The sequence below is a fragment of the Pseudomonas sivasensis genome (assembly GCF_021391435.1).
GTDB classification, from domain to species: domain Bacteria; phylum Pseudomonadota; class Gammaproteobacteria; order Pseudomonadales; family Pseudomonadaceae; genus Aquipseudomonas; species Aquipseudomonas sivasensis.
Genome location: NZ_CP090029.1, coordinates 3,798,147 through 3,818,412, shown reverse-complemented (window position 1 = coordinate 3,818,412; position 20,266 = coordinate 3,798,147). Strand labels below are relative to the sequence as shown.

General features: G+C 58.8%; 21 protein-coding genes and 1 tRNA gene. 18 read left to right on the top strand and 4 right to left on the bottom strand.

Features of this window, described 5'->3' with window-relative positions:
* The first annotated feature begins 78 nt into the window (after positions 1 to 78).
* The 8 genes from LRO94_RS17080 to murB all read left to right on the top strand — a co-directional run bounded on the left by LRO94_RS17080 (position 79) and on the right by murB (position 6,936).
* Positions 79 to 2,304: a DNA internalization-related competence protein ComEC/Rec2 gene (locus LRO94_RS17080; RefSeq protein ID WP_233896839.1), complete on the top strand. Its 2,226-nt coding sequence runs from the start codon at positions 79 to 81 to the stop codon at positions 2,302 to 2,304.
* A gap of 110 nt (positions 2,305 to 2,414) precedes the next feature.
* A complete protein-coding gene (locus tag LRO94_RS17075) occupies positions 2,415 to 3,050 on the top strand; it encodes a MotA/TolQ/ExbB proton channel family protein (protein ID WP_032890033.1) in 636 nt (211 codons plus the stop codon).
* Positions 3,047 to 3,475 carry an ExbD/TolR family protein gene (locus LRO94_RS17070; protein WP_095184456.1) on the top strand — a complete coding sequence of 143 codons (429 nt, stop codon included), beginning with the start codon at positions 3,047 to 3,049 and terminating at the stop codon, positions 3,473 to 3,475. Before LRO94_RS17075 ends, LRO94_RS17070 begins: the two co-directional genes overlap by 4 nt.
* Positions 3,475 to 4,485 carry a tetraacyldisaccharide 4'-kinase gene (gene lpxK, locus LRO94_RS17065; RefSeq protein ID WP_095184457.1) on the top strand — a complete coding sequence of 337 codons (1,011 nt, stop codon included), beginning with the start codon at positions 3,475 to 3,477 and terminating at the stop codon, positions 4,483 to 4,485. The genes LRO94_RS17070 and lpxK overlap by 1 nt, the downstream gene beginning before the upstream one ends.
* Positions 4,486 to 4,509: 24 nt before the next feature.
* Positions 4,510 to 4,695 carry a Trm112 family protein gene (locus tag LRO94_RS17060; RefSeq protein WP_003174668.1) on the top strand — a complete coding sequence of 62 codons (186 nt, stop codon included), beginning with the start codon at positions 4,510 to 4,512 and terminating at the stop codon, positions 4,693 to 4,695.
* The gene (kdsB, locus tag LRO94_RS17055; protein ID WP_032889641.1) at positions 4,692 to 5,456 is read left to right on the top strand and encodes a 3-deoxy-manno-octulosonate cytidylyltransferase; all 765 of its coding nucleotides are present in this window, start codon (positions 4,692 to 4,694) and stop codon (positions 5,454 to 5,456) included. The genes LRO94_RS17060 and kdsB overlap by 4 nt, the downstream gene beginning before the upstream one ends.
* Positions 5,456 to 5,920, top strand: a complete 465-nt coding sequence (locus tag LRO94_RS17050) for a low molecular weight protein-tyrosine-phosphatase (protein ID WP_179178806.1) — start codon at positions 5,456 to 5,458, stop codon at positions 5,918 to 5,920. Before kdsB ends, LRO94_RS17050 begins: the two co-directional genes overlap by 1 nt.
* Positions 5,917 to 6,936 (top strand): UDP-N-acetylmuramate dehydrogenase, encoded by a 1,020-nt coding sequence (murB, locus tag LRO94_RS17045; protein ID WP_122680659.1) that lies wholly within the window; start codon positions 5,917 to 5,919, stop codon positions 6,934 to 6,936. The genes LRO94_RS17050 and murB overlap by 4 nt, the downstream gene beginning before the upstream one ends.
* 76 nt (positions 6,937 to 7,012) lie before the next feature.
* Here the strand turns inward: murB and LRO94_RS17040 are convergent, their stop codons facing one another.
* A complete protein-coding gene (locus LRO94_RS17040; protein WP_003174664.1) occupies positions 7,013 to 7,684 on the bottom strand; it encodes a Bax inhibitor-1/YccA family protein in 672 nt (223 codons plus the stop codon).
* A gap of 152 nt (positions 7,685 to 7,836) precedes the next feature.
* On the opposite strand from LRO94_RS17040, the gene LRO94_RS17035 reads away from it, so the two are divergent.
* The 7 genes from LRO94_RS17035 to LRO94_RS17005 all read left to right on the top strand — a co-directional run bounded on the left by LRO94_RS17035 (position 7,837) and on the right by LRO94_RS17005 (position 13,620).
* Positions 7,837 to 7,927, top strand: a tRNA-Ser gene (locus LRO94_RS17035).
* A 493-nt stretch (positions 7,928 to 8,420) separates the two neighbouring features.
* Positions 8,421 to 8,987, top strand: coding sequence for a hypothetical protein (locus tag LRO94_RS17030; RefSeq protein ID WP_233896834.1), 567 nt, complete (start codon positions 8,421 to 8,423; stop codon positions 8,985 to 8,987).
* A gap of 707 nt (positions 8,988 to 9,694) precedes the next feature.
* A complete protein-coding gene (locus LRO94_RS17025; protein WP_032889588.1) occupies positions 9,695 to 10,444 on the top strand; it encodes a hypothetical protein in 750 nt (249 codons plus the stop codon).
* A gap of 172 nt (positions 10,445 to 10,616) precedes the next feature.
* Positions 10,617 to 10,886: a hypothetical protein gene (locus LRO94_RS17020; protein ID WP_032889587.1), complete on the top strand. Its 270-nt coding sequence runs from the start codon at positions 10,617 to 10,619 to the stop codon at positions 10,884 to 10,886.
* A 110-nt stretch (positions 10,887 to 10,996) separates the two neighbouring features.
* On the top strand, positions 10,997 to 12,310 hold the full coding sequence (locus LRO94_RS17015) for a methyl-accepting chemotaxis protein (RefSeq protein WP_032889586.1): 1,314 nt from the start codon (positions 10,997 to 10,999) through the stop codon (positions 12,308 to 12,310).
* A 17-nt stretch (positions 12,311 to 12,327) separates the two neighbouring features.
* Positions 12,328 to 12,834, top strand: coding sequence for a GAF domain-containing protein (locus tag LRO94_RS17010; RefSeq protein WP_233896832.1), 507 nt, complete (start codon positions 12,328 to 12,330; stop codon positions 12,832 to 12,834).
* A gap of 282 nt (positions 12,835 to 13,116) precedes the next feature.
* The gene (locus LRO94_RS17005; RefSeq protein ID WP_164440486.1) at positions 13,117 to 13,620 is read left to right on the top strand and encodes a hypothetical protein; all 504 of its coding nucleotides are present in this window, start codon (positions 13,117 to 13,119) and stop codon (positions 13,618 to 13,620) included.
* Between the two features lie 49 nt (positions 13,621 to 13,669).
* On the opposite strand, the gene LRO94_RS17000 is transcribed toward LRO94_RS17005, so the two are convergent.
* Positions 13,670 to 14,296: a helix-turn-helix domain-containing protein gene (locus LRO94_RS17000; protein ID WP_032889585.1), complete on the bottom strand. Its 627-nt coding sequence runs from the start codon at positions 14,294 to 14,296 to the stop codon at positions 13,670 to 13,672.
* Positions 14,297 to 14,300: 4 nt separating this feature from the next.
* A complete protein-coding gene (locus LRO94_RS16995) occupies positions 14,301 to 14,459 on the bottom strand; it encodes a hypothetical protein (protein WP_163033225.1) in 159 nt (52 codons plus the stop codon).
* Between the two features lie 237 nt (positions 14,460 to 14,696).
* Between LRO94_RS16995 and LRO94_RS16990 the strand changes: the two genes are divergently transcribed.
* The 3 genes from LRO94_RS16990 (at position 14,697) to LRO94_RS16980 (ending at position 18,393) form a co-directional block, all read left to right on the top strand.
* Positions 14,697 to 16,805 (top strand): TonB-dependent receptor family protein, encoded by a 2,109-nt coding sequence (locus tag LRO94_RS16990; RefSeq protein WP_179178807.1) that lies wholly within the window; start codon positions 14,697 to 14,699, stop codon positions 16,803 to 16,805.
* A gap of 116 nt (positions 16,806 to 16,921) precedes the next feature.
* Positions 16,922 to 17,464 carry a sigma-70 family RNA polymerase sigma factor gene (locus LRO94_RS16985; protein ID WP_032889583.1) on the top strand — a complete coding sequence of 181 codons (543 nt, stop codon included), beginning with the start codon at positions 16,922 to 16,924 and terminating at the stop codon, positions 17,462 to 17,464.
* Positions 17,461 to 18,393 (top strand): FecR family protein, encoded by a 933-nt coding sequence (locus LRO94_RS16980; protein WP_032889582.1) that lies wholly within the window; start codon positions 17,461 to 17,463, stop codon positions 18,391 to 18,393. Before LRO94_RS16985 ends, LRO94_RS16980 begins: the two co-directional genes overlap by 4 nt.
* Here LRO94_RS16980 and LRO94_RS16975 read toward each other — a convergent pair.
* The gene (locus tag LRO94_RS16975) at positions 18,390 to 20,201 is read right to left on the bottom strand and encodes a sigma-54-dependent Fis family transcriptional regulator (protein WP_179178808.1); all 1,812 of its coding nucleotides are present in this window, start codon (positions 20,199 to 20,201) and stop codon (positions 18,390 to 18,392) included. The genes LRO94_RS16980 and LRO94_RS16975 overlap by 4 nt on opposite strands.
* Between the last annotated feature and the right edge of the window lie 65 nt (positions 20,202 to 20,266).

Below are 20,266 nucleotides of genomic sequence, written 5' to 3'. Positions count from 1 at the left end.
CAGACTTTGTGACAAAACATCATAGGACGTACCGAGCACCCAGCTAAGACTGAGTGGATCACTTGAAAAGGATGATTCATGAAGACAGGGATGTTCGCGCTGGCGCTGGGCTTGCTTGCCCTGCGTTTCCTACCTGAGTTACCGACCACTGGATGGCTGATAGCCATGCTGGTGCTGGTTTTGATGCTGCTGCCATTTCGTACGTCTCCCTTGGCGTTTTTCCTGCTGGGCTTGAGCTGGGCGTGCATCAGTGCGCAATGGGCGCTGGATGATCGCTTGCCACCGGCGCTCGATGGCCAGACGCGATGGTTGGAGGGGCGCGTCATTGGGTTGCCACAACAGACCGGCACCGGGGTGCGTTTCGATCTGGCCGACAGCCGGTCGCGTAACGCCCGGTTGCCCAAGCGCATCCGTGTGTCCTGGCACGGTGGGCCCGAGGTACGCAGCGGGGAGCGCTGGCGCCTGGCAGTCACGCTTAAGCGGCCGTCCGGGCTGCTCAATTTTCACGGTTTTGATCAAGAGGCATGGTTGCTGGCACAACGCATTGGCGCCACTGGCTCGGTAAAAGACGGTGAGCGCCTGTCGCCGGCCCGCCATGCCTGGCGCGACACGGTCCGCCAACGGTTGATTGCCGTCGACGCTCAAGGTCGCGAGGCGGGCCTGGCAGCTTTGGTGCTGGGGGACGGTTCCGGGCTGGCAGCCGAGGATTGGCAGGTGTTGCAGGACACCGGCACGGTGCACCTGCTGGTTATTTCCGGCCAGCATATCGGCCTGCTGGCGGGGCTGGTCTACGGGTTGGTCGCGCTACTGGCACGCTACGGTTTCTGGCCTCGAATGTGGCCATGGCTGCCGTGGGCGTGTGGCTTGGCGTTTGCGTCCGCGCTGGGTTATGGCCTGTTGGCGGGGTTCGGTGTGCCGGTCCAGCGGGCCTGCGTCATGGTGGGCCTGGTGCTGCTGTGGCGTTTGCGCTTCCGTCATCTGGGGTTCTGGTGGCCGTTGTTGCTGGCGCTCAATGGTGTACTGATCCTTGAACCATTGGCCAGCCTGCAACCGGGGTTTTGGCTTTCTTTTACGGCTGTTGCCGTATTGATCCTGGCTTTCGGCGGGCGCCTGGGGCCGTGGGGTGTCTGGCAGGCCTGGACGCGTCCTCAATGGTTGATTGGCATTGGCCTGCTTCCTGTGTTGTTGGTGCTCGGGTTGCCCATCAGCGTCAGTGCGCCGCTGGCCAATCTGGTGGCCGTGCCTTGGATCAGTCTTGTGGTGTTGCCGCTGGCGTTGCTGGGGACCGCCATGCTGCCGCTGCCATATTTGGGGGAGGGCTTGCTGTGGCTGGCGGGTGGGGCGCTGGATGCGTTGTTCCTGGGTCTGGCATGGCTCGCAGGGCAAGTGCCCGCGTGGATACCTGCCGATGTGCCCTTGGGTTACTGGCTGATCAGTCTGATGGGCGCAGTGCTGTTGTTGCTGCCCAAAGGCGTGCCGTTTCGGCTGTTGGGCTGGCCGATGTTGCTGTTGGCAGTCTTTCCACCGCGTGAGCCGGTGCCCCATGGGCGGGTGGAGGTGGTGCAGTTGGATGTGGGGCAGGGGCAGTCGTTGATTCTGCGTACCCGGCATCACACGTTGCTTTACGACGCCGGCCTGCGGTCTGGCACAGTTGATCTGGGGGCTCGTGTGGTATTGCCGTCGCTGAAAAAACTCGGCGTCGAGTCACTGGACATGATTTTGCTCAGTCACGCTGATGCCGATCATGCCGGTGGGGCTGCGGCTGTTGCCCGAGGGGTGCCGATCAAGCGGGTCGTGGGCGGCGAAAACGAAGGGTTGCCAGCGTTTCTCGGAGCCCAGCCATGTATCAGTGGCGAGAAGTGGGAATGGGACGGTGTGTCATTCGAGTTGTGGCAGTGGTCTGAGGCTATTAATGGCAATCCAAAGTCTTGCGTTCTGCAGGTCCAAGCCAATGGTGAACGGCTATTGCTCACCGGGGATATTGATCGCGCCGCCGAACGGGCATTTCTCGACTCACCACTGGCCGTGCGGACCGATTGGCTGCAAGCCCCTCACCATGGCAGCCGGAGTTCGTCATCCTGGCCTTTTCTACGGCGGCTGGCACCCACGTCAGTGCTGATCTCCCGTGGGCGTGGCAACGCGTTCGGCCATCCTCATCCACAGGTGGTTGAGCGCTACCAGACGCTGGGCAGCCAGTTATATGACAGTGCTGAGCATGGAGCGGTGCGCTTGCAATTGGGGGCTTTCCTGCCACCCATTGTTGCGCGTAGTCAACGCCGTTTTTGGCGCGAAGCGTTACCGTAATTCGACGTTACTATAAGGCTGGAGCCTACGACAGGCGAAGCCATGGCTGACGAACCCCGTTGCCGAACCTGTATGGTAAAGTGGCGCACTTTTTCGAGGGGACATTCACTGTGTGGGAATTGGTCAAATCCGGCGGCTGGATGATGTTGCCGATTATCTTGAGCTCCATCGCCGCACTCGGCATCGTTGCCGAACGCTTGTGGACCCTGCGCGCCAGTCGAGTCACGCCCGAGCATCTATTGGGGCAGGTCTGGGGCTGGATCAAGAACAAGCAACTGGACAAGGAAAAACTCAAGGCATTGCGCGCTGATTCGCCTTTGGGCGAAATCCTCGCCGCGGGCTTGGCTAACTCCAAGCATGGCCGCGAGATTATGAAAGAATGCATTGAAGAGGCCGCCGCCCGGGTTATTCATGAACTGGAGCGCTACATTAATGCTCTCGGCACCATCGCTGCCATGGCACCGTTGCTCGGTCTGCTGGGAACGGTATTGGGCATGATCGATATTTTCAGCTCATTCATGGGGTCGGGCATGACCACCAACGCTGCCGTGCTCGCCGGGGGGATTTCCAAGGCCCTGATTACCACGGCAGCAGGCCTGATGGTCGGTATTCCTGCGGTGTTCTTCCATCGTTTTCTGCAGCGGCGCATCGATGAGCTGGTGGTCGGCATGGAGCAGGAGGCCATCAAGTTGGTGGAAGTGGTGCAAGGCGACCGTGATGTGGACCTGGTTGGGGGCAAAGCGTGAAATTTCGCCGCAAGCAACGGGAAAATGTCGATATCAACCTCGCGTCGCTGATCGACGTGGTATTTATCCTGCTGCTGTTTTTTGTCGTCACCACCACCTTCACCCGGCAGACCGAACTGCGTGTCGACTTGCCGGAAGCGGTGAGTGGTTCGCCGGCGGAAGACCAGGAAATCAAGCAACTGGACATCGCCATCAGCGCCGACGGCGCGTTTTCGGTGAATAACCAGCTGCTGGAGAAGAACGATCTCGCCAGCCTAATGGTAGCCCTGGAGAAAGAATCCGGAGGAGACACCAAGATGCCGTTGTCCATCAGTGCCGATGGCAAGACCCAGCACCAGGCCGTTATCACCGCGATGGACGCCGCCGGCAAGCTCGGTTTCAGCCATCTGCGCATGAGCACTGTCGAGGCGGCGAGCCAACCTTGATGTCCATGTCCGATCGTTTGCTCAAGGCCTGGTACGAGGGGCATCCGGCGCTCGCGTTATTGCGGCCGCTGGAGTCTTTGTATCGCCGCGTAGTGCAGCGCAAACGCGCGCGGTTCGTGGCGGGCGAGGGCGACATTTATCAATCGCCCGTGCCAGTGGTGGTGGTCGGTAACATCACCGTAGGCGGCACCGGCAAGACGCCGTTGATCCTGTGGTTGATCGAACACTGTCGGCGCAATGGCTTGCGTGTAGGTGTGGTCAGTCGAGGGTACGGCGCCAAGCCTGCGCAACTGCCATGGCGCGTCGAGGCCAGCCAAAGCGCCGAAGTGGCGGGTGACGAACCTTTGTTGATCGTGCAGCGTTGCGGCGTGCCCATGATGATCGATCCCGATCGCAGCCGTGCGGTCAAGGCACTGTTGGCCTGCGAGCCGCTGGACCTGATTCTTTCCGATGATGGTCTGCAACACTATCGCCTGGCCCGTGACCTGGAACTGGTGTTGATCGACGCCGCCCGTGGCCTTGGTAATCGTCATTGCCTCCCGGCCGGGCCGTTGCGCGAGCCGGTCGAGCGCCTGCAGAGTGTAGATGCGCTGCTCTATAACGGCGCAGTATCAGATCGCGACGATGGCTTTGCCTTCCGCCTGCAGCCTACGGCACTCGTCAATCTGTATACCGGCGAACGCCAGTCGGTGGAGTACTTTCAAGCAGGTCAACGGGTGCACGCGGTCGCCGGTATCGGCAACCCGCAACGTTTCTTCAACACCCTTGAAACGCTACACTGGCAACCGATACCCCATGCGTTTGCCGACCATGCGCCCTACAGCGCCGAAGTCTTGAATTTTACTCCGTCATTGCCGCTGGTAATGACCGAGAAGGACGCGGTGAAGTGCCGCGCCTTTGCCCAGCCCGACTGGTGGTACCTTGCGGTGGATGCGGTGCCGTCACCGGCGTTCGTCGCGTGGTTCGACACGCAGCTGACGCGCTTGTTGCCCGCCCGTCTCTTGCCTTAAAACACTTCTTTCCAGGAAACATTCATGGACACCAAACTGCTCGATATCCTTGCTTGCCCGATCTGCAAAGGCCCGCTCAAGCTAAGCGCCGACAAAACCGAGCTGATCAGTAAAGGCGCGGGCCTGGCATATCCGATCCGTGATGGCATCCCGGTGATGCTGGAAAGCGAAGCCCGCACCCTGACCACCGATGAGCGCCTGGATAAATGACCACCGCCTTTACCGTTGTCATTCCCTCGCGTTACGCATCGACCCGCCTGCCAGGCAAGCCGCTGCAATTGATCGGCAGCAAGCCGATGATCCAGCTGGTGTGGGAACAGGCCTGTAAAAGCAGCGCTGATCGGGTGGTTGTAGCTACTGACGATCCACGCATTATTGACGCGTGCAAAGGCTTCGGCGCCGAAGCGGTATTAACCCGCGAAGACCATAACTCCGGCACCGACCGCCTGGCCGAAGTGGCCACGCAGCTTGGTCTGGCGCCTGACGCCATCGTGGTCAATGTACAAGGCGACGAACCGTTGATTCCGCCGAGCGTGATCGACCAGGTGGCCGCCAACCTGGCTGCCCATGGTGAAGCGCGCATGGCCACCCTTGCCGAGCCGATTCACGACATTGAAACCCTGTTCAACCCGAACGTGGTGAAGGTGGTCAGTGATGTGAATGGCCTGGCGTTGACCTTCAGCCGTTCCACCTTGCCCTGGGCACGTGACGCCTTTGCCAAGAACCGAGACGTGTTGCCGGAGGGCGTACCGTACCGCCGGCATATCGGCATCTATGCCTACCGCGCCGGTTTCCTGCATGACTTCGTCAGTTGGGGACCGTGCTGGTTGGAAAATACCGAATCCCTGGAACAACTGCGGGCCCTGTGGCATGGCGTGCGTATTCACGTAGGCGATGCGTTGGAAGCGCCGCCTGCCGGTGTCGATACCCCGGAAGACCTTGAGCGCGTCCGTCGCCTGCTGGGGGCCTGATGGAGGTTCTGTTTGTCTGCCTGGGCAATATCTGTCGCTCGCCCACCGCTGAAGGCGTCCTGCGCCATAAATTGCGCGAAGCCGGGCTGGCCGGACAGGTCGAGGTAGCTTCTGCTGGCACCGGCGACTGGCATGTCGGTAACCCGCCGGACCAGCGCAGCCAGCGTGCAGCGTTGGTCCGCGGTTACGATTTGTCGGCCCAGCGTGCCCAGCAGGTCTCCCGTGCTGACTTTGCGCGTTACGACCTGATCCTGGCGATGGATAGCAGCAACCTGCGTAACCTCAAGGCGCTACAGTCAGGGCAGGGTAAGGCCGAACTGGATTTGTTTCTGCGCCGCTACCAATCGGAAGTGGACGACGTGCCAGACCCGTATTACGAGGGCGAGCAAGGCTTCGAGCGAGTGCTGGACCTGATCGAGCGGGCCTGTGATTTATTGGTGATCGAATTGAAGGGGCGATTATGACCTTGCAAGTGCATGCGCAGGTTTCGCTCAAGCCATTCAACAGTTTTGGCATCGACGTGCGCGCCCGGCTTTATGCCGAGGCCCGCAGCGACGCCGATGTGCGAGAGGCATTGGCTTACGCTTCGGCACAAGCGTTGCCCTTATTGGTGATTGGCGGTGGCAGCAATCTGCTGCTGACCCAGGACATACCTGCGTTGGTGCTACGTATGGCCACCCAGGGCATTCGCGTGCTGCACGATGACGGCGTGCATGTGGTGGTTGAAGCCGAAGCGGGCGAGGCGTGGCACCCATTTGTACTTTGGACATTGGCGGAGGGCTTTTGCGGTCTGGAGAATCTCAGTCTTATCCCTGGGACCGTTGGGGCTGCCCCCATGCAGAACATTGGCGCCTACGGTGTGGAGATCAAGGATGTATTTGCCGGCCTGACCGCACTGGATCGTCACACCGGTGAGCTACGGGACTTCAGCCTGCAAGAATGCAACTTTGCCTACCGTGACAGCCTGTTCAAGCACGAAACCGGACGCTGGTTGATCCTGCGGGTACGCTTTGCCCTGAGCCGCGTCAGCCACCTCAAACTCGACTATGGTCCGGTACAACAGCGCCTGGCAGGACAGGGCATCACTGACGCGACGCCAAGCGATGTCAGTCGCGCGATTTGCAGCATTCGCAGCGAAAAATTGCCAGATCCGGCAGTACTGGGCAATGCCGGCAGCTTCTTCAAGAATCCGCTGGTGACCAGGGCATTGGCTGAAGAACTTCGAGCGCAGTATCCGGACCTGGTGGCCTACCCCCAGGGGGATAGGCACATGAAGCTTGCCGCCGGTTGGCTGATCGACAAGGCCGGCTGGAAGGGCTTTCGTGAGGGTGACGCGGGCGTGCACAAGCTGCAGGCGCTGGTGCTTGTCAACTATGGCAACGCCACAGGGCATGATATTGCGCACCTGGCCCAGCGTATCCAAAAGGATATCGTTGAGCGTTTCAAGGTCGAACTGGAAATGGAACCCAACCAGTACTGATGCCTTGCTGCTGATAAGTAAAAAATAAAAATGCCCCGTATCTTTCGATACGGGGCATTTTTTATTCGGCTAACAATCAGTCATCGCGGCTCATGATGCCGAAGATCTGCAACAGGCTGATAAACAGGTTGTAGATCGACACATACAGGCTAACAGTGGCCATGATGTAGTTGCGCTCACCGCCGTGGATGATGGCGCTGGTCTGGAACAGGATGCACACCGAGGAGAACAGCACAAACCCCGCGCTGATCGCCAGTTGTAGGCCACTGATCTGGAAGAACATGCCTGCAACCACCGCTGCCAGCAACACGAAGAAGCCTGCGGTGATAAAGCCGCCCAAGAAGCTCATGTCCTTGCGGGTGATCAGCACGTAGGCCGACAGACCGCCAAACACCAGGGCCGTCATGGCAAACGCCGAGCTGACCACTTCCGCTCCGCCAGCCATGCCGAGGTAACGGTTGAGGATAGGGCCGAGGATGAAGCCCATGAAACCGGTCAAGGCAAACGCCGACACCAGGCCCCAGGCCGAGTCACGCAGCTTGTTGGTCAGGAAAAACAGACCATAGAAGCCAATCAGCACGACAAAGATATTCGGATAGCCGACGCGCATCTGCTGCGCTACAAACGCCATCACGCCGCTGAATGCGAGGGTAAGGGCGAGCAGGCCATAGGTGTTGCGCAACACGCGGCTGACTTCAAGCTGCTCAGCCTGCGCGTTACCATTCACTGCGTAATTCTGTTCGCGCATGGCGACACTCCTTCGGTTTTGAAACGTTCAGTCGCAAAGATCATAACAGACGCTCTGTAACAAGCGATGGCGAGAGTTTGACAGTGTGTTTCATTCGGGTATTATGGCGCCCGCTGAGACAGGATGACCTACTATAATCCTGTGACGCACAAGGGAAATTGGCAGAGTGGTTGAATGCACCGGTCTTGAAAACCGGCGAACGTTAATAGCGTTCCCAGGGTTCGAATCCCTGGTTTCCCGCCAAGATTCAAACGAAAGCCCCGCAAATGCGGGGCTTTCGTGTTTCTGGAGTTCTGGCTGCGGGAGACGGTTCGTCATAGGCATGCCTAAATTTGCCTATTCGAAGGATTTGACGGTTGCATATCTCCTTCTGTAACCCGTTTGGTAACCGCCTGCTCACCGTGCACCAGTGGCTGACTCGGGTCGCCAATGTCGATAACTTTCGATGCTGTCTTGGGCCGTCTATCACGAAGTTGAAACCACCACAGTGGCTTAGTAGCCGCGTTGTACCTCCTTTGCCTTCCTGGCGTGTCGGTCCGGATTCTCCCGCTCAGCATCCCCAATCAGGGGGCATGCTTAGTTTGGTCCCATAAATTATCCCAATAATTTTGTGGCTTTTCTGAAGAGCTTTTACTCGTCATCTTTTTGTTTTTTTACTATTATCGCTCATCTGTGCACTCAAGGAAGAGAGGCTGAGCGCCTTGAGTCTGGTAGAAAATTTACACTCGATCACTGAATGAGTTATGACTTTTACCCAGAACCTAACGACTCAGCCAACCGTAATTACTTCTTGGTGAAACCGATGGATAAAATGTGTGGCATCGTTGTAGTGGTAGGACTTGCCCTCTCGGGATGCGCTACGAAAACTCCAGAAAAACCTAACGTGACTCCACCCCCTGCCGTGGTCCATGAAGCACCACCTGAAGTCGCCCATTCGACACCAGAAAATTGGACTGTGCGTTATGAAGCTGCACCTGCTGCGAACGCCAGTGCTGAATCCCCAGTCCATGCCTCTGCTGAAGCCGCTCAGTCAGAATCAGAAACAGACCTAAATCAAAATCGCGCTGAGCAATGCCGTAAAGAGCTGGATGTTTTAAAGGTTTACAACAAAGCGTCTTACGCCAAATATGAAGCTGAATACCAAGCCATTGCTGCCAAAACTGCTAAATACATGGAAATTAAAGACTCGTTAGGTCCCGATTTAAACTACATGGTTATGCCCGCTTATCAATTTCAAATTCGCGAGTTCTGCTTCCGAGTTAAAACTCGTCTGTCGGAGCTTGTGCTTCGCCAAGCCAAATAATGACTCCACGTTAGGGGCGGTCTTTTGCCAGTAGAGGAAGCGCTGAAAAAGACTTCCGTCTCTGGTGAAGTACGTGACTCACGGGACTCGAATGGTTGAGCGCCGATGAAGTATATTTTCTTCGCGGTTGCCGAATGCGCTGGCAAGCATAAGTAGATCCAGCATGGGCACTTCTTGGCCTAGAGAGGCTATGGGCTGTCCAAGAAGCGCTCGAACCCCTGGTTTTCCGCCAAGATTCATACGAAAGCCCCGCAATGCGGGGCTTTTTTGGTTTTGGGATTTTGGAGTCAGGTGGGCAATACCTCTCACTGCCACACCCGCAGCCACTGTTAAAGGCAGTTTCTCATCTCAATCAGCAGAAAAGCTGAGCCACCGAAAGCAGGCAAATCATCTGGGCAAACATCTGTGCTCGAATTGGATGCTTCATCGCCGTCACCTCGTAGGCAGTTGCTGGTGGTAGTGCCGTAGGCAATGTACATATATGCGCCAGAACGCTCGAAAATGGAAATGCAACCCTGGCTCGCCAACAACACATTCAACTGCTTCCAGAAGTATAGACCCTGCGACGAATTCGTCACGAAGCGCTCTGGCACACACTTCGAACACAATCTGCCGATATCGGTCGCACTTTTTTTGATTTCTCGGCTCTATCCTTGTCCCAGCCCCGCCGATTCCCCGCGAGGGCAGTAGAACAAGATCGGGTGCCGATGGATCGTACGTTTCCTCTTTCAATCATTCGTCGCCTACGCCGGCCACTGCTGTTGGTTGCGATGTTTGTACTCGGCGCCACTGGTTGCACCCAGCAACAGGGGCAGGACATTGCCAAGCAGTTCAGCAATGGAAAGCCCGATGAGTTCTTTCAAACCAGTGTCGATCGTATGGCGACCCTGGGCATGCGTGACAACCTGCAAAGTTTGTATTTACTGATGAGCAAGCTCTATCTGCGCAATCCCAGCCAGTGGCGACAGTCGGGTTACCCGGATGCGGTGAGTGCCGAGCGAGAGATTCGCCAGGCGATTGAGCAGCGACGACCGCTGCCCGCCCTGGGCGAGCGTCGCGATCTGGTCGCCTTGAGCTACTCCTTGAGCCCAGAGTTTCAGGGCGATCGAGTCGGTGCGTTTATCTATGCGATCGGCAGCATGCTGGTGACAGCCCATGGTGGGCGCACCGAGTTCTACATAACCGACTCGATCAATCCACAGTTTGTCAGCAATGCCGCGCGCAATATCGAGAAGGCCACATGGCTGCTCAGCAAGCGCCAGGATGCGAATGGCGTGTTGCTGTTGTTTTCCAATGAGATATCGGAGGAGGGCAGCAACCTTAGTTTTGCGGTGGAGTTTGGCAAGATCGTGGCGCGCCTCGATCTGCTGACACAGATGCTTGATGAACGATACCGGCGTATAGGTCTCAACTATGCGCAAAGCTTATTGCTGATGAATTTCCTGCCAGTACAGTGAGCTGCCGGCAGGCAACGCGGTAGCGTCAGCCCGATATGCACTACCCTAATCCTCGTGCAGGTAAGGTCTTTCTCTTTTGGCTGTAGGAAACAGCCTATCTTGCACCCCCGTGCTTGAAACACCCCGACGTCGGCAATAGCCTCGGACTTTTCCGAAAAAGTGAGGCCCTACCTTGGGGAAGCGAAAAACGGTGTGGCCGACGGACCGCGAGATACGCCTGCGCTTTATCCTCTTTGCGGTGATCAACGCCGCGAGTATCGAGGGAGTTTCCGCCGAGTTGTTATTGCCTGCGCACAAACTGCTGCGTGACTCACCCACCGAAGCGCAGTTGATCGAGGCCCTTCGGGAAATACTGGCGGCTGATGAGATGTACGGGTTCAGGTTTGCGGTGGGATCCGAGGCAGACGATCTGATGCAGGCACTGGATAAGCCCGGCGATTAATCCATCTTCGTTGAGCGGAACAACTGAGGGGCAAGTGACTATTCGTCGGCCTATGCTTAAGCCGTAGGCCGCATGGCCGATGCAGTGATGACTACCCCAGGGACGCCGCCATGTTTAATCGCCGTTTGAAGAAGGATCTGCAGGACCGGGACGACGAGCTTTTCCAGTTACGACAGCTTGTTGCGCAGTATGACCGTGGCATGCTCTCCATATGCCTGGATGCTGACTTGCGGCTTACGGCCGTCAACGAGGATTTTGCCCGGGCTTTGGGCTACTCCCGCGAACAGTTGCAGGGTCGACTCCTGAGTGAAATTGTTCCGCCTTACGTCATGGATTTACCCTGTTTTCGTGACTTCAACGCAGCAATCGCCCGTTCAGAGCCGGTGAGTGACGATTACCGCTTCCTGCGCAGTGACGCCAGCCTGGCGTGGATCAACCTGACATGGTGCCCGATCAGAGGGCGTGACGGCCGGCTGTCGCAGATCCAGGGCTACGGCACCGAAGTCAGTCGCGCCATTGAGCAAGCCAAAGAAAACGAAGCGTTTATCAACGCGTTGATACGTTCGACGGCCGTCATCCAGTTCCGACTGGACGGAACGGTGGTCACCGCCAATACCCAGTTCCTCGACGCCATGGGCTACACGCTCGATCAGATCGTCGGCAAAAAACACAGTATGTTCTGCACCACGCAGGAGGCCGCTTCGAGCGGTTACGCCGCGTTCTGGCAAACCCTCAATCGCGGCGAATTTGTCGCCAGCCGCTTCAAACGCGTGGACAGCCGTGGCAACGAGGTGTGGCTCGAAGCTACCTACAACCCGGTGCACGATGCGGAAGGCAAGCTGTGCAAAGTGGTCAAGTTTGCCAGCGTGGTCACCGACCAGGTCTTGCGCGAGTCCGAGGTCAAGGCCGCCGCCGGCGTGGCCTACGAGGTGTCGCTGCAAACCGATGTCACGGCCGAACGTGGCGCCGCGGTGGTGCAGAACACTGTACAGACCATGCAAAACATTGCTCTGCAAATGCAATCCGCCACCGGGAGCATTGAGGCGTTGGGCAAACAATCGTTGCTGATCAGCGCGATTGTGCAGACCATCGGGGGCATCGCCGCGCAAACCAATCTGCTCGCGCTCAATGCCGCAATTGAGGCCGCCCGAGCGGGTGAACAGGGCCGTGGATTTGCGGTCGTAGCTGATGAGGTAAGGCAATTGGCCAGCCGTACCAGCACTGCAACCGAAGAGATCGTCAGCGTGGTCCAGCAGAACCAGCGCCTCGCCGACGAAGCCATCACAGAAATGTTCAGCAGTCGCGAGCAAGCTGAGCAAGGCCTGACACTGGCCAACCAGGCTGGCGCCGTCATCACCGAGATCCAGGGTGGCGCCAAGCAGGTGGTGAACGCGGTGGGGCGTTTTGCGAATGAGCTGCAATAGCCCAGGTATAGGGCTGCTTGGTTTTATTTGAGAATCAGGAGAGCGCTATCAAACCTTTAACCTCTGAAGAACTGGCGGTCATCGCCGAGATAGAAACGGCGTCCAATATTCTGCGGCTGACTACACGCCTGACGGATATGCGCTTCTCGGCGATCTCGAAAATGACCGATACCCATTGGGTGGCATGTGCGGTGTACGACGAGCTGCATTTCGGCGTGGAGGTCGGCTATGAATTGCAGCTTGAAGCCACGCTGTGCAACGGTCTGCGTGCTAATCCCACCCCCATCATCATCGAACACGCCAGCAAGGATCCGGTTTTCTGGCAAAACCCATTGCCCAGGGAGCATGGCTTCGAAAGCTATATCTCACTGCCGATTGTCTTCTCCGATGGCAGCGTCTTCGGCACCCTATGCGCTTTGGACGTACTCCCCAAAAAACTGGAAAACCCGCAAATGATCGAGATACTCACCATCTTCACTCGCCTGATCAGCACCACGCTGGAATTGCAGTACAGCCGGACCTGATGCTGATGTTTCTGAGCCAGCGTTAGATCGTTTATTTCCTTAAGGTTGGTGGGTATTCCTGGTTCGAATATCCATCACATCGATTACGCTGTTTTGATTTACAAAACCGTTGTTATCACAGCGCAATCCCGGTCATCACATTACGTTTCGCTGTTGCGGTTGACTAAGCGGGCTGCGCAACACCCATTCCCGCTGCTCTGCCGTCGTCTTGTGCAGCGCTCCGGCATCACTAGAATCGGCGCCAGAACTTAGCCATTTCCTGTCGATTACGGAGTTTCGAACATGATGAACGCAATGCAGATGCCGATGAACACCGCCATGCCAATGATGCCGATGATGGGCATGCCGATGATGATGGCCACCATGAAGTGCGAAATGGCCGGTGACGCGATGATGTGCACCATGAAGCCTGCCGCCGGCATGGACATGGCTCAGTTCAAGACCAACGCCGAGATGATGGCGATGATGATGAACTGTGGCATGCCGATGATGATGCAGTGCGCCAATATGTCGATGATGTGCCTGTCGGCCGACGCCATGGCCATGATGGCGAGCATGAATATGCCGATGATGATGCCGATGGGCATGTCGATGCCGATGATGAAGTGCGTGATGGAATGCACGATGCAGGCCGATGGCATGCTGTGCAAAATGATGCCGATGCCGGGCATGAGCATGGCCATGATGGACAACTGCTGCATGCTCATGAACAAGTTGATGAGCGATTGCGCCATGCCGATGATGATGAGCTGCAACGGCATGCCAATGATGTGCTGCACCTGCTGACAGGTCCCGCGCAACCAAAAACGCCCCGAATAGTCGGGGCGTTTTGCATTCAGTCCAACCGTTCTGGGTAGGTGATCACCAGGAACGCCACCGCCTCGCTGTCCGCCGGGTTGCGGTAGCGGTGGGGCTGGTCGGCGTAGAACAGGATCGAATCGCCGGTAGACAGCAAGTAGCGCTCTTCATTGACGCTGACTTCCAATACGCCCTGGGCGACCACCAGGTTTTCCTGGATGCCTGGGCCATGGCCTGCGGACACTTCCTCACCCAGAGCGCGCAGGCGGATCTCGTAGAACTCCGACTGGCGCGCCGTATCGTAGGGGAACAACGCTCGACTGATAAACGCCCCATCGGCACTCACCAGGCGTTTGCTCTGTTGCGCCGGCAACACCTCGACCCCTTCGAATGCGCGGTCTTCCAGGAACGCCGCCACCGACACTTTCAATCCTTTGGCAATCTTGCACAGCACCTTGATCGACGGCACGCTGCGCCCGGATTCGATCTGCGCCAGCATCGCCCGGCTCACGCCACAGGCACGGGCCAGTCCGTCCAGTGACAAGTGGCGCTTGCTGCGCAGGCGTTGCAGGTTATGTGCGACGCACAGGCTGATTACATCGTCGTCCGTAGTCGTTTTGGGTAGTGGGGCGGGAGGTTCGGGAAGCACATGCAGGAAATTCATCGGCCTACGCCCGGCGGGTATCGCTGGGCGTCGCAGCGTGGTTGGTAAACACCGCCAACCCTGCGCGTGCCGCGTACATCGTCCACATCAACTCAGCCGCTGCGCGGGCCTGGCGGCGTTTGCGGTGAAGGGTAAAGTCAATGACGTTCGCGGATGTTGGCATCAAGGTGATCTCGTAGGTGACTCAGTGGCTCCACAATAATGGTTAGTGGTTATTTCTTTAAATACTGAGTTTGCATGTGTTAATTCGTTTTTGGACTTAAAAAGAAAGCGGGTCCGAAGGTGTTGTGGGAAGGGTCTGGTCCATTAAAAAGGCGTGACTTGGTGATCATCGCTGGCTTCCCATCACTGTTCGCGTGACGGCCCAGCCGTCACGCCCCCGCATTTCAAGGACTCACCCATGCTGCTGCGCCAACCTCCATTCCTGTTTGCCGCCCTGACCTTAAGCTCGCTGGTGCATGCCGAAGACTTGCAGCTGGCACCGGTCGAAGTCACCACCGCTGAAGCCACGTCTGGAGAAGTCGCCCAGGCGCAGCTCAAGAGCGTGCCCGGCGCCACCAATTACATCGACATGAGCAGCGTGCAGCAGGGGCGGGTGAGCACCAACGAAGATGTGTTCAAGTACCAGCCGGGGGTGTACGCCAAGGCGGCGAATAACGAAGGGGTGAAACTGTCCATTCGCGGTTCGGGCCTCAACCGTAGCCCTGGCTCCCACGCGTCGGGGCTCTACGAGATGTTCGATGGTCTGCCGCTGACCGGTCCCGGTGGCACACCTTACGAGCTCAAGGATCCGTTATGGCAAAGCCGGGTCGAGGTGTTACGCGGCGCCAACGGTTTTGATCAGGGCGCCCTGGCGCTCGGTGGCGCGGTCAACTACGTGACCCGAACCGGCTACGACGCACCCAAGCTGCAGGTGCGCTATGAGGCGGGCAGTCGTGGCTACGCCCAGCGCGAGATCAGTTCGGGGCAGGTGCTGGGGGATGCGGACTACTACATCAGCCTGACTGACTCGGAATCCGACGGCTACCAGCGCCAAAGCGCGGCCACGGGCAAGGGCGTGGCTGCCAACTTCGGCTATCGCTTTAACCCGAATCTGGAAACCCGCTTTTATTTCCGTTACCGCGAAACCACCAACGACACACCCGGCAAACTCACCCGCGACCAGATCAGTCACGACCCGCGCGCCGCCAACAGCCTCAACGCCGCTCGCGACTCCAAGCGCCTGCAACCCGGCTCAACCTGGATCGCCAACAAGACCACCCTGCAACTGGACGACAACTCCCGCCTTGAAGTTGGCCTGGCGTATCACGATTACCCGATGGACCTGCGCGAGGGCACTATCCGTCTGAAAGTCGCCTACACCGACGTCAGCAGCACCCTCAACTACATCCGCCAGGACACGGTGTTCGGTCACGACAGCAAAACCACCCTAGGCCTGCGCACCACCCAGGCGATGCCCAATAACGGCGGTGCCGAGTATGTGCGCATTCCCGCTGGCAACACGGCCAGCTACGCCCCCGGCACCAAGACCCGCGACTACAGCTACCTCGGTTCCGACACCGTGTTGCATATCGGCAACGACCTGGAACTGATACCGGACCTGTGGCTGACCACCGGCCTGGCCGCCATCTACACCCGTCGCGAAACCCAGGTCAGCTATCCCGAAGGCCACGCGCCGCTCAGCCAGCACGATTGGGACTACGCGCCTCGCATCGGGCTGCGTTACGACTTCAACCCGCAATTGCAGGTGTACGGCAACCTCAGCCGCTCCGTCGAGCCGCCGCACGCGTGGTCGATGATCTGGGGTTCCAACAAGTACTTCCCGGAGAAGAGCGGACCGGCCACTGGCCTGGCGCGCGAAGGCGTCAGCCTGAAAAACCAGACCGCTACCACCCTGGAAGTCGGCGGTCGCGGTGAAGCGTGGCTCGGCCAGTGGGACCTGGCGCTTTACCGCTCCGAAGTGCGGCACGAACTGCTCGCTGTGGAAACCCAGACTGAAGCATTAACAGTCGTCGTTGAATCCAACGCCAGCCCCACCGTGCATCAAGGTGTGGAACTGGGCCTGCTCAGCCCGCTGTGGGATGGCGGCCGCAGCGGCAAGCTTGACCTGCGCCAGGCCTACACCTTCAGCGACTTCCATTACCGTGACGACGACCGCTTCGGTGGCAACACCTTGCCGGGCATCCCCAAGCACTACTATCAGGCGCAACTGCGCTACAGCCACCCGACCGGTTTCTACACCAGCCTCAACACCGAGCATTCATCAAAGGTGGCGGTGGACTACGCCAACTCCTACTACGCCGCGGCCTATACGATCGTCGGCGCAACGTTCGGCTACGACGCGCCAAAGCAGGATTGGCAAGCTTGGGTTGACCTGCGCAACCTCACTAACCGCCGTTACGCCAACACGGTCACGCCGGGCTATGACGACAAAGGCCTGGATGTTGCTCGGTCTACACCCGCGGATGGTCGTGGCATCTACACCGGCGTGTCGTGGAGCTGGCGCTAAGCGGACACACCTGTGGGAATGGGCTTTCAGAGAATGTGAGCCCGCTTGCCCCAACGCTGTTTTACTGGCATTGTTTGCGCAATTGGTAACACTTCCCATTTGAGAATTTTTTGCGCATGCATGACATTCCGGCCGCGCTGGGCGACTCAGCGCGTCAGCAGGCCCTTACGGCGATGTACCGCGAGCACCATGGTTGGTTGCATGGCTGGCTGCGCAGGAAACTCGGTTGCTCCCAGCACGCTGCCGACTTGGCACACGACGCATTCATCCGTGTCCTGATGCTGGCCGAGCCGCAAGCTATCAAGGAACCCCGGGCCTTCCTGGCCACCACGGCAGGGCGCCTGCTGATCGACGGCGCCCGTCGTCGGCGTATCGAAAAAGCCTATATGGAAGCGCTGGTCATCCAGTGCGAAGACGCCGGCATGCCCGACCCGGCGGCGATCCATGTTGCGCTACAAGCCCTGGAACGCATCGCCGAAATGCTCGCCGGTTTACCGACCAAGGCCCGCGAGGCGTTCCTGTTGAGTCGCCTTGATGGGTTGACCTACAGCGAAATCGCCGCACGCCTGGCGGTGTCCCCCAGCACCGTCAAAAACTACATTTCCAGCGCCCTGGTGCACTGCTATCACAGCCTGCACGCGGCGGATCCACTGACATGAACTCCGAACAGATCATCCAGCAAGCAGCGAATTGGCTGACGCGCCTGCACGATGAGGATGTCACCGACGCTGACCGTCAGGCCTTCACTACCTGGTGCGAGGCCGACCCGCGCCACGCCGTGGCCATCGACCGCATGCGCGCCTTATGGGGCAGCCTCGACAGCGTGCCGGCGCAACCGGCTCGCCTCGCCCTGAACCGCGCATTTGCCCCGCAACGGGCGCGCAGCGCACAGGTGCTGGGGGTGCTCGGCGTCGTGTTCTGCGGTTGGCTGAGCCTGGAGCACCTGCCGGTGTGGATGGCCGACCAGCGCACCGGCGTCGGCGAGCGCCGTCAGATCGCGCTCGAAGACGGCAGCCAGTTGCAGCTCAACAGCAACTCGGCGGTGGACGTGAAGTTCGACGGCCAGCAGCGGGTGATCGAGCTGCTGCAAGGCGAACTCTGGGTAGACGTGGCCAAAGATGCGCAACGGCCGTTCGTGGTACGAACCGACCAAGGCACGGCGACCGCACTGGGTACGCGTTACCTGGTCAAGCGTGCGCCGGACGGCACAACAGTGGTCACTGTGATCGAGTCCACCGTGGCGGTTAAAGGTGAGGTCGAGGAGGGCGTCAAGGTCACCGCCGGCCAGCGCTCCGTTCTCGACCATGGCCGCGCCATGCCTGCGCAGGCGATCGGCAATGCCGACCCGGACGCCTGGACTCGCGGCTTGCTCAAAGTCAACGACCAGCCGCTGAGCGAAGTACTGCAAACCCTGGCCAGCTACCGTCCTGGCATGGTGCGTTTCGACCCACAAGCGCTGCGGGACCTGCGCGTGTCCGGCGTGTTCAAGCTGGACGATACGGCGGCGGCCCTGTCGACCTTGGCGGATAACCTGCCGATCCAGGTGGAGTACTTCACCGACTTGCTGGTGGTGATCAAGCCCCGCTAATGCTGGCGCAGGCGTTTGTACAAGGTATTGCGGCTCACCCCCAGTTCCCGCGCCAAGTGGGAAATATTCCCGCCGGCCGCCTTCAAACGTTGGGTCAGATCAATGCTGTCGTCCAGGTACTCACTGGTCGGCAGCGGCGGCGCCACGTTCAAATCCACAAAAAAATCATCCGGCAGATGCTCCGCCCGTATCGGTTGCTCCTCGGCCATCGCCAGCGCCACCTGCAAAACGCTGCTGACCTGGCGCAAATTCCCCGGCCATGGGTGCTGCTCGAATAACGCCAACACCTCAGCGCTCAAACCGGCCCATTGAGTGGGCTCGCGGTGTTGTTGCCACAGTTGCTGGAACAGCGCCTGCTTGTCGGTACGCTCGCGCAAGGGTGGCAACTCCAGGGTCAGGCCGCCGATGCGGTAGTACAAATCCTCGCGAAAGCGCCCGGCTTGCACCAGCTCGCGCAGTGCGCGGTTGGTCGCCGAAATGATGCGCAAATCCACCGGGAACAACTCGCTGCTGCCCACCGGTTGCACGCAACGCTCCTGCAACACGCGCAGCAGCCGCGCCTGGGTCGGCAGCGGCATATCACCGATCTCATCAAGAAACAGCGTGCCCTTGTCGGCCTTGCGGATCAGGCCAATGCTGCCTTTTTGATTGGCGCCGGTGAACGCGCCTTTTTCGTAGCCGAACAATTCCGATTCCACCAGCTCAGCGGGAATCGCCGCACAGTTCACCGCGATAAACGCCTTCTGGCTGCGGGAGCTGGCCTGGTGCAGGGCTTTGACGAACACTTCTTTGCCCACGCCAGTTTCGCCGTGGATCAGCAGCGGGATATCTTTTTCCAGCAAACGCTCGGCCTGGCGCACGGCTTTTTCTACGCGAGCATCACCAAAATGCAGGGTGTTGAGACCAATCGTCGCCTGTTTCGAAACCACAGGCTCACTGAAGACGCGCGCCTGCACTGGCATCTGCTTGGGGCGTTTCAATAAGCACTGAAACCGATTGCGTCCCGCCGCTTGCAACGAAAACGGCAAGCCCTCCGGTTGGTTGAGCAACTCCAGCAGCGACACTTTGAACAAGCTGTCGATCATCACTCGCGACAGGCTGATGCCCAGCAGGTTATCGGCGCGGCGGTTGGCCGACAGCACCTGGCCACTTTCATCAAAGATCAGCAGGCCCGCCCATTGGCTGTCCAGGTTGCTCAGGCCGGTGTTGAAGGTCAGTTGGAAATGCTCACCACGAAATAGATTGAGGATCAGCCGGTTCTCAACGGTCTGGCTCATCATCTTGACCATGCCCAGAGTGTGGGAGGGCGGCAGATAACTGTCGCTGGACACATCCAACACCGCGATGATCTCGCGCTGAGCATCGAAGATCGGCGCCGCCGAGCCGGTCATGAAACGGTTAGCCTTGAGGAAATGTTCGTCGTGTTCGATATGCACCGCCTGGGCACAGGCCAGCGCGGTGCCGATGGCATTCGTACCGCTGGAGCGCTCCTGCCAACTGGCACCGGCGCTGAATCCACGGGCCAGCTTGGGCTCGATAAAGCGTTGGGTGCCCCACGAGGTCAACACCTGGCCCTGGTTGTCCGCCAGCATGATCAGGCAGTTGGAATTGCTCAGGATGTTTTCGTAATAGGGCAGGACTTCCTGGTGCGTGGTCTGCACCAGGGAATGCTGGCTTTCCAGCAGTTGGCTGATGCCGTCGGCCGGCAATTGATCGAAGCTGGGCGTGCTTTGGTGGTCCAGGCCGAAGGCGCGGCAACGGCGCCAGGAGTCTTGGATGATGGTGTCGTGCGCCAAGGGTTCGGCCATCGGGCGACCTTCTGTTTTTATTGTTTTTATGGGGCCCCGCAGGCGCGGGGGCCCCATTAGTGTTG

Bases quoted from the DNA above. Each gene is read 5' to 3' on its own strand.
- LRO94_RS17000 (WP_032889585.1), bottom strand. From the start codon at position 14,296: ATGAATTTCCTGCATGTGCTTCCCGAACCTCCCGCCCCACTACCCAAA.
- LRO94_RS16980 (WP_032889582.1), top strand. From the start codon at position 17,461: ATGAACTCCGAACAGATCATCCAGCAAGCAGCGAATTGGCTGACGCGC.
- LRO94_RS17060 (WP_003174668.1), top strand. From the start codon at position 4,510: ATGGACACCAAACTGCTCGATATCCTTGCTTGCCCGATCTGCAAAGGC.
- LRO94_RS17040 (WP_003174664.1), bottom strand. From the start codon at position 7,684: ATGCGCGAACAGAATTACGCAGTGAATGGTAACGCGCAGGCTGAGCAG.
- LRO94_RS16995 (WP_163033225.1), bottom strand. From the start codon at position 14,459: ATGCCAACATCCGCGAACGTCATTGACTTTACCCTTCACCGCAAACGC.
- murB (WP_122680659.1), top strand. From the start codon at position 5,917: ATGACCTTGCAAGTGCATGCGCAGGTTTCGCTCAAGCCATTCAACAGT.
- kdsB (WP_032889641.1), top strand. From the start codon at position 4,692: ATGACCACCGCCTTTACCGTTGTCATTCCCTCGCGTTACGCATCGACC.
- LRO94_RS16975 (WP_179178808.1), bottom strand. From the start codon at position 20,201: ATGGCCGAACCCTTGGCGCACGACACCATCATCCAAGACTCCTGGCGC.
- LRO94_RS17015 (WP_032889586.1), top strand. From the start codon at position 10,997: ATGTTTAATCGCCGTTTGAAGAAGGATCTGCAGGACCGGGACGACGAG.
- LRO94_RS17050 (WP_179178806.1), top strand. From the start codon at position 5,456: ATGGAGGTTCTGTTTGTCTGCCTGGGCAATATCTGTCGCTCGCCCACC.
- lpxK (WP_095184457.1), top strand. From the start codon at position 3,475: ATGTCCATGTCCGATCGTTTGCTCAAGGCCTGGTACGAGGGGCATCCG.
- LRO94_RS17025 (WP_032889588.1), top strand. From the start codon at position 9,695: ATGGATCGTACGTTTCCTCTTTCAATCATTCGTCGCCTACGCCGGCCA.
- LRO94_RS17005 (WP_164440486.1), top strand. From the start codon at position 13,117: ATGATGAACGCAATGCAGATGCCGATGAACACCGCCATGCCAATGATG.
- LRO94_RS16990 (WP_179178807.1), top strand. From the start codon at position 14,697: ATGCTGCTGCGCCAACCTCCATTCCTGTTTGCCGCCCTGACCTTAAGC.
- LRO94_RS16985 (WP_032889583.1), top strand. From the start codon at position 16,922: ATGCATGACATTCCGGCCGCGCTGGGCGACTCAGCGCGTCAGCAGGCC.
- LRO94_RS17080 (WP_233896839.1), top strand. From the start codon at position 79: ATGAAGACAGGGATGTTCGCGCTGGCGCTGGGCTTGCTTGCCCTGCGT.
- LRO94_RS17030 (WP_233896834.1), top strand. From the start codon at position 8,421: ATGAGTTATGACTTTTACCCAGAACCTAACGACTCAGCCAACCGTAAT.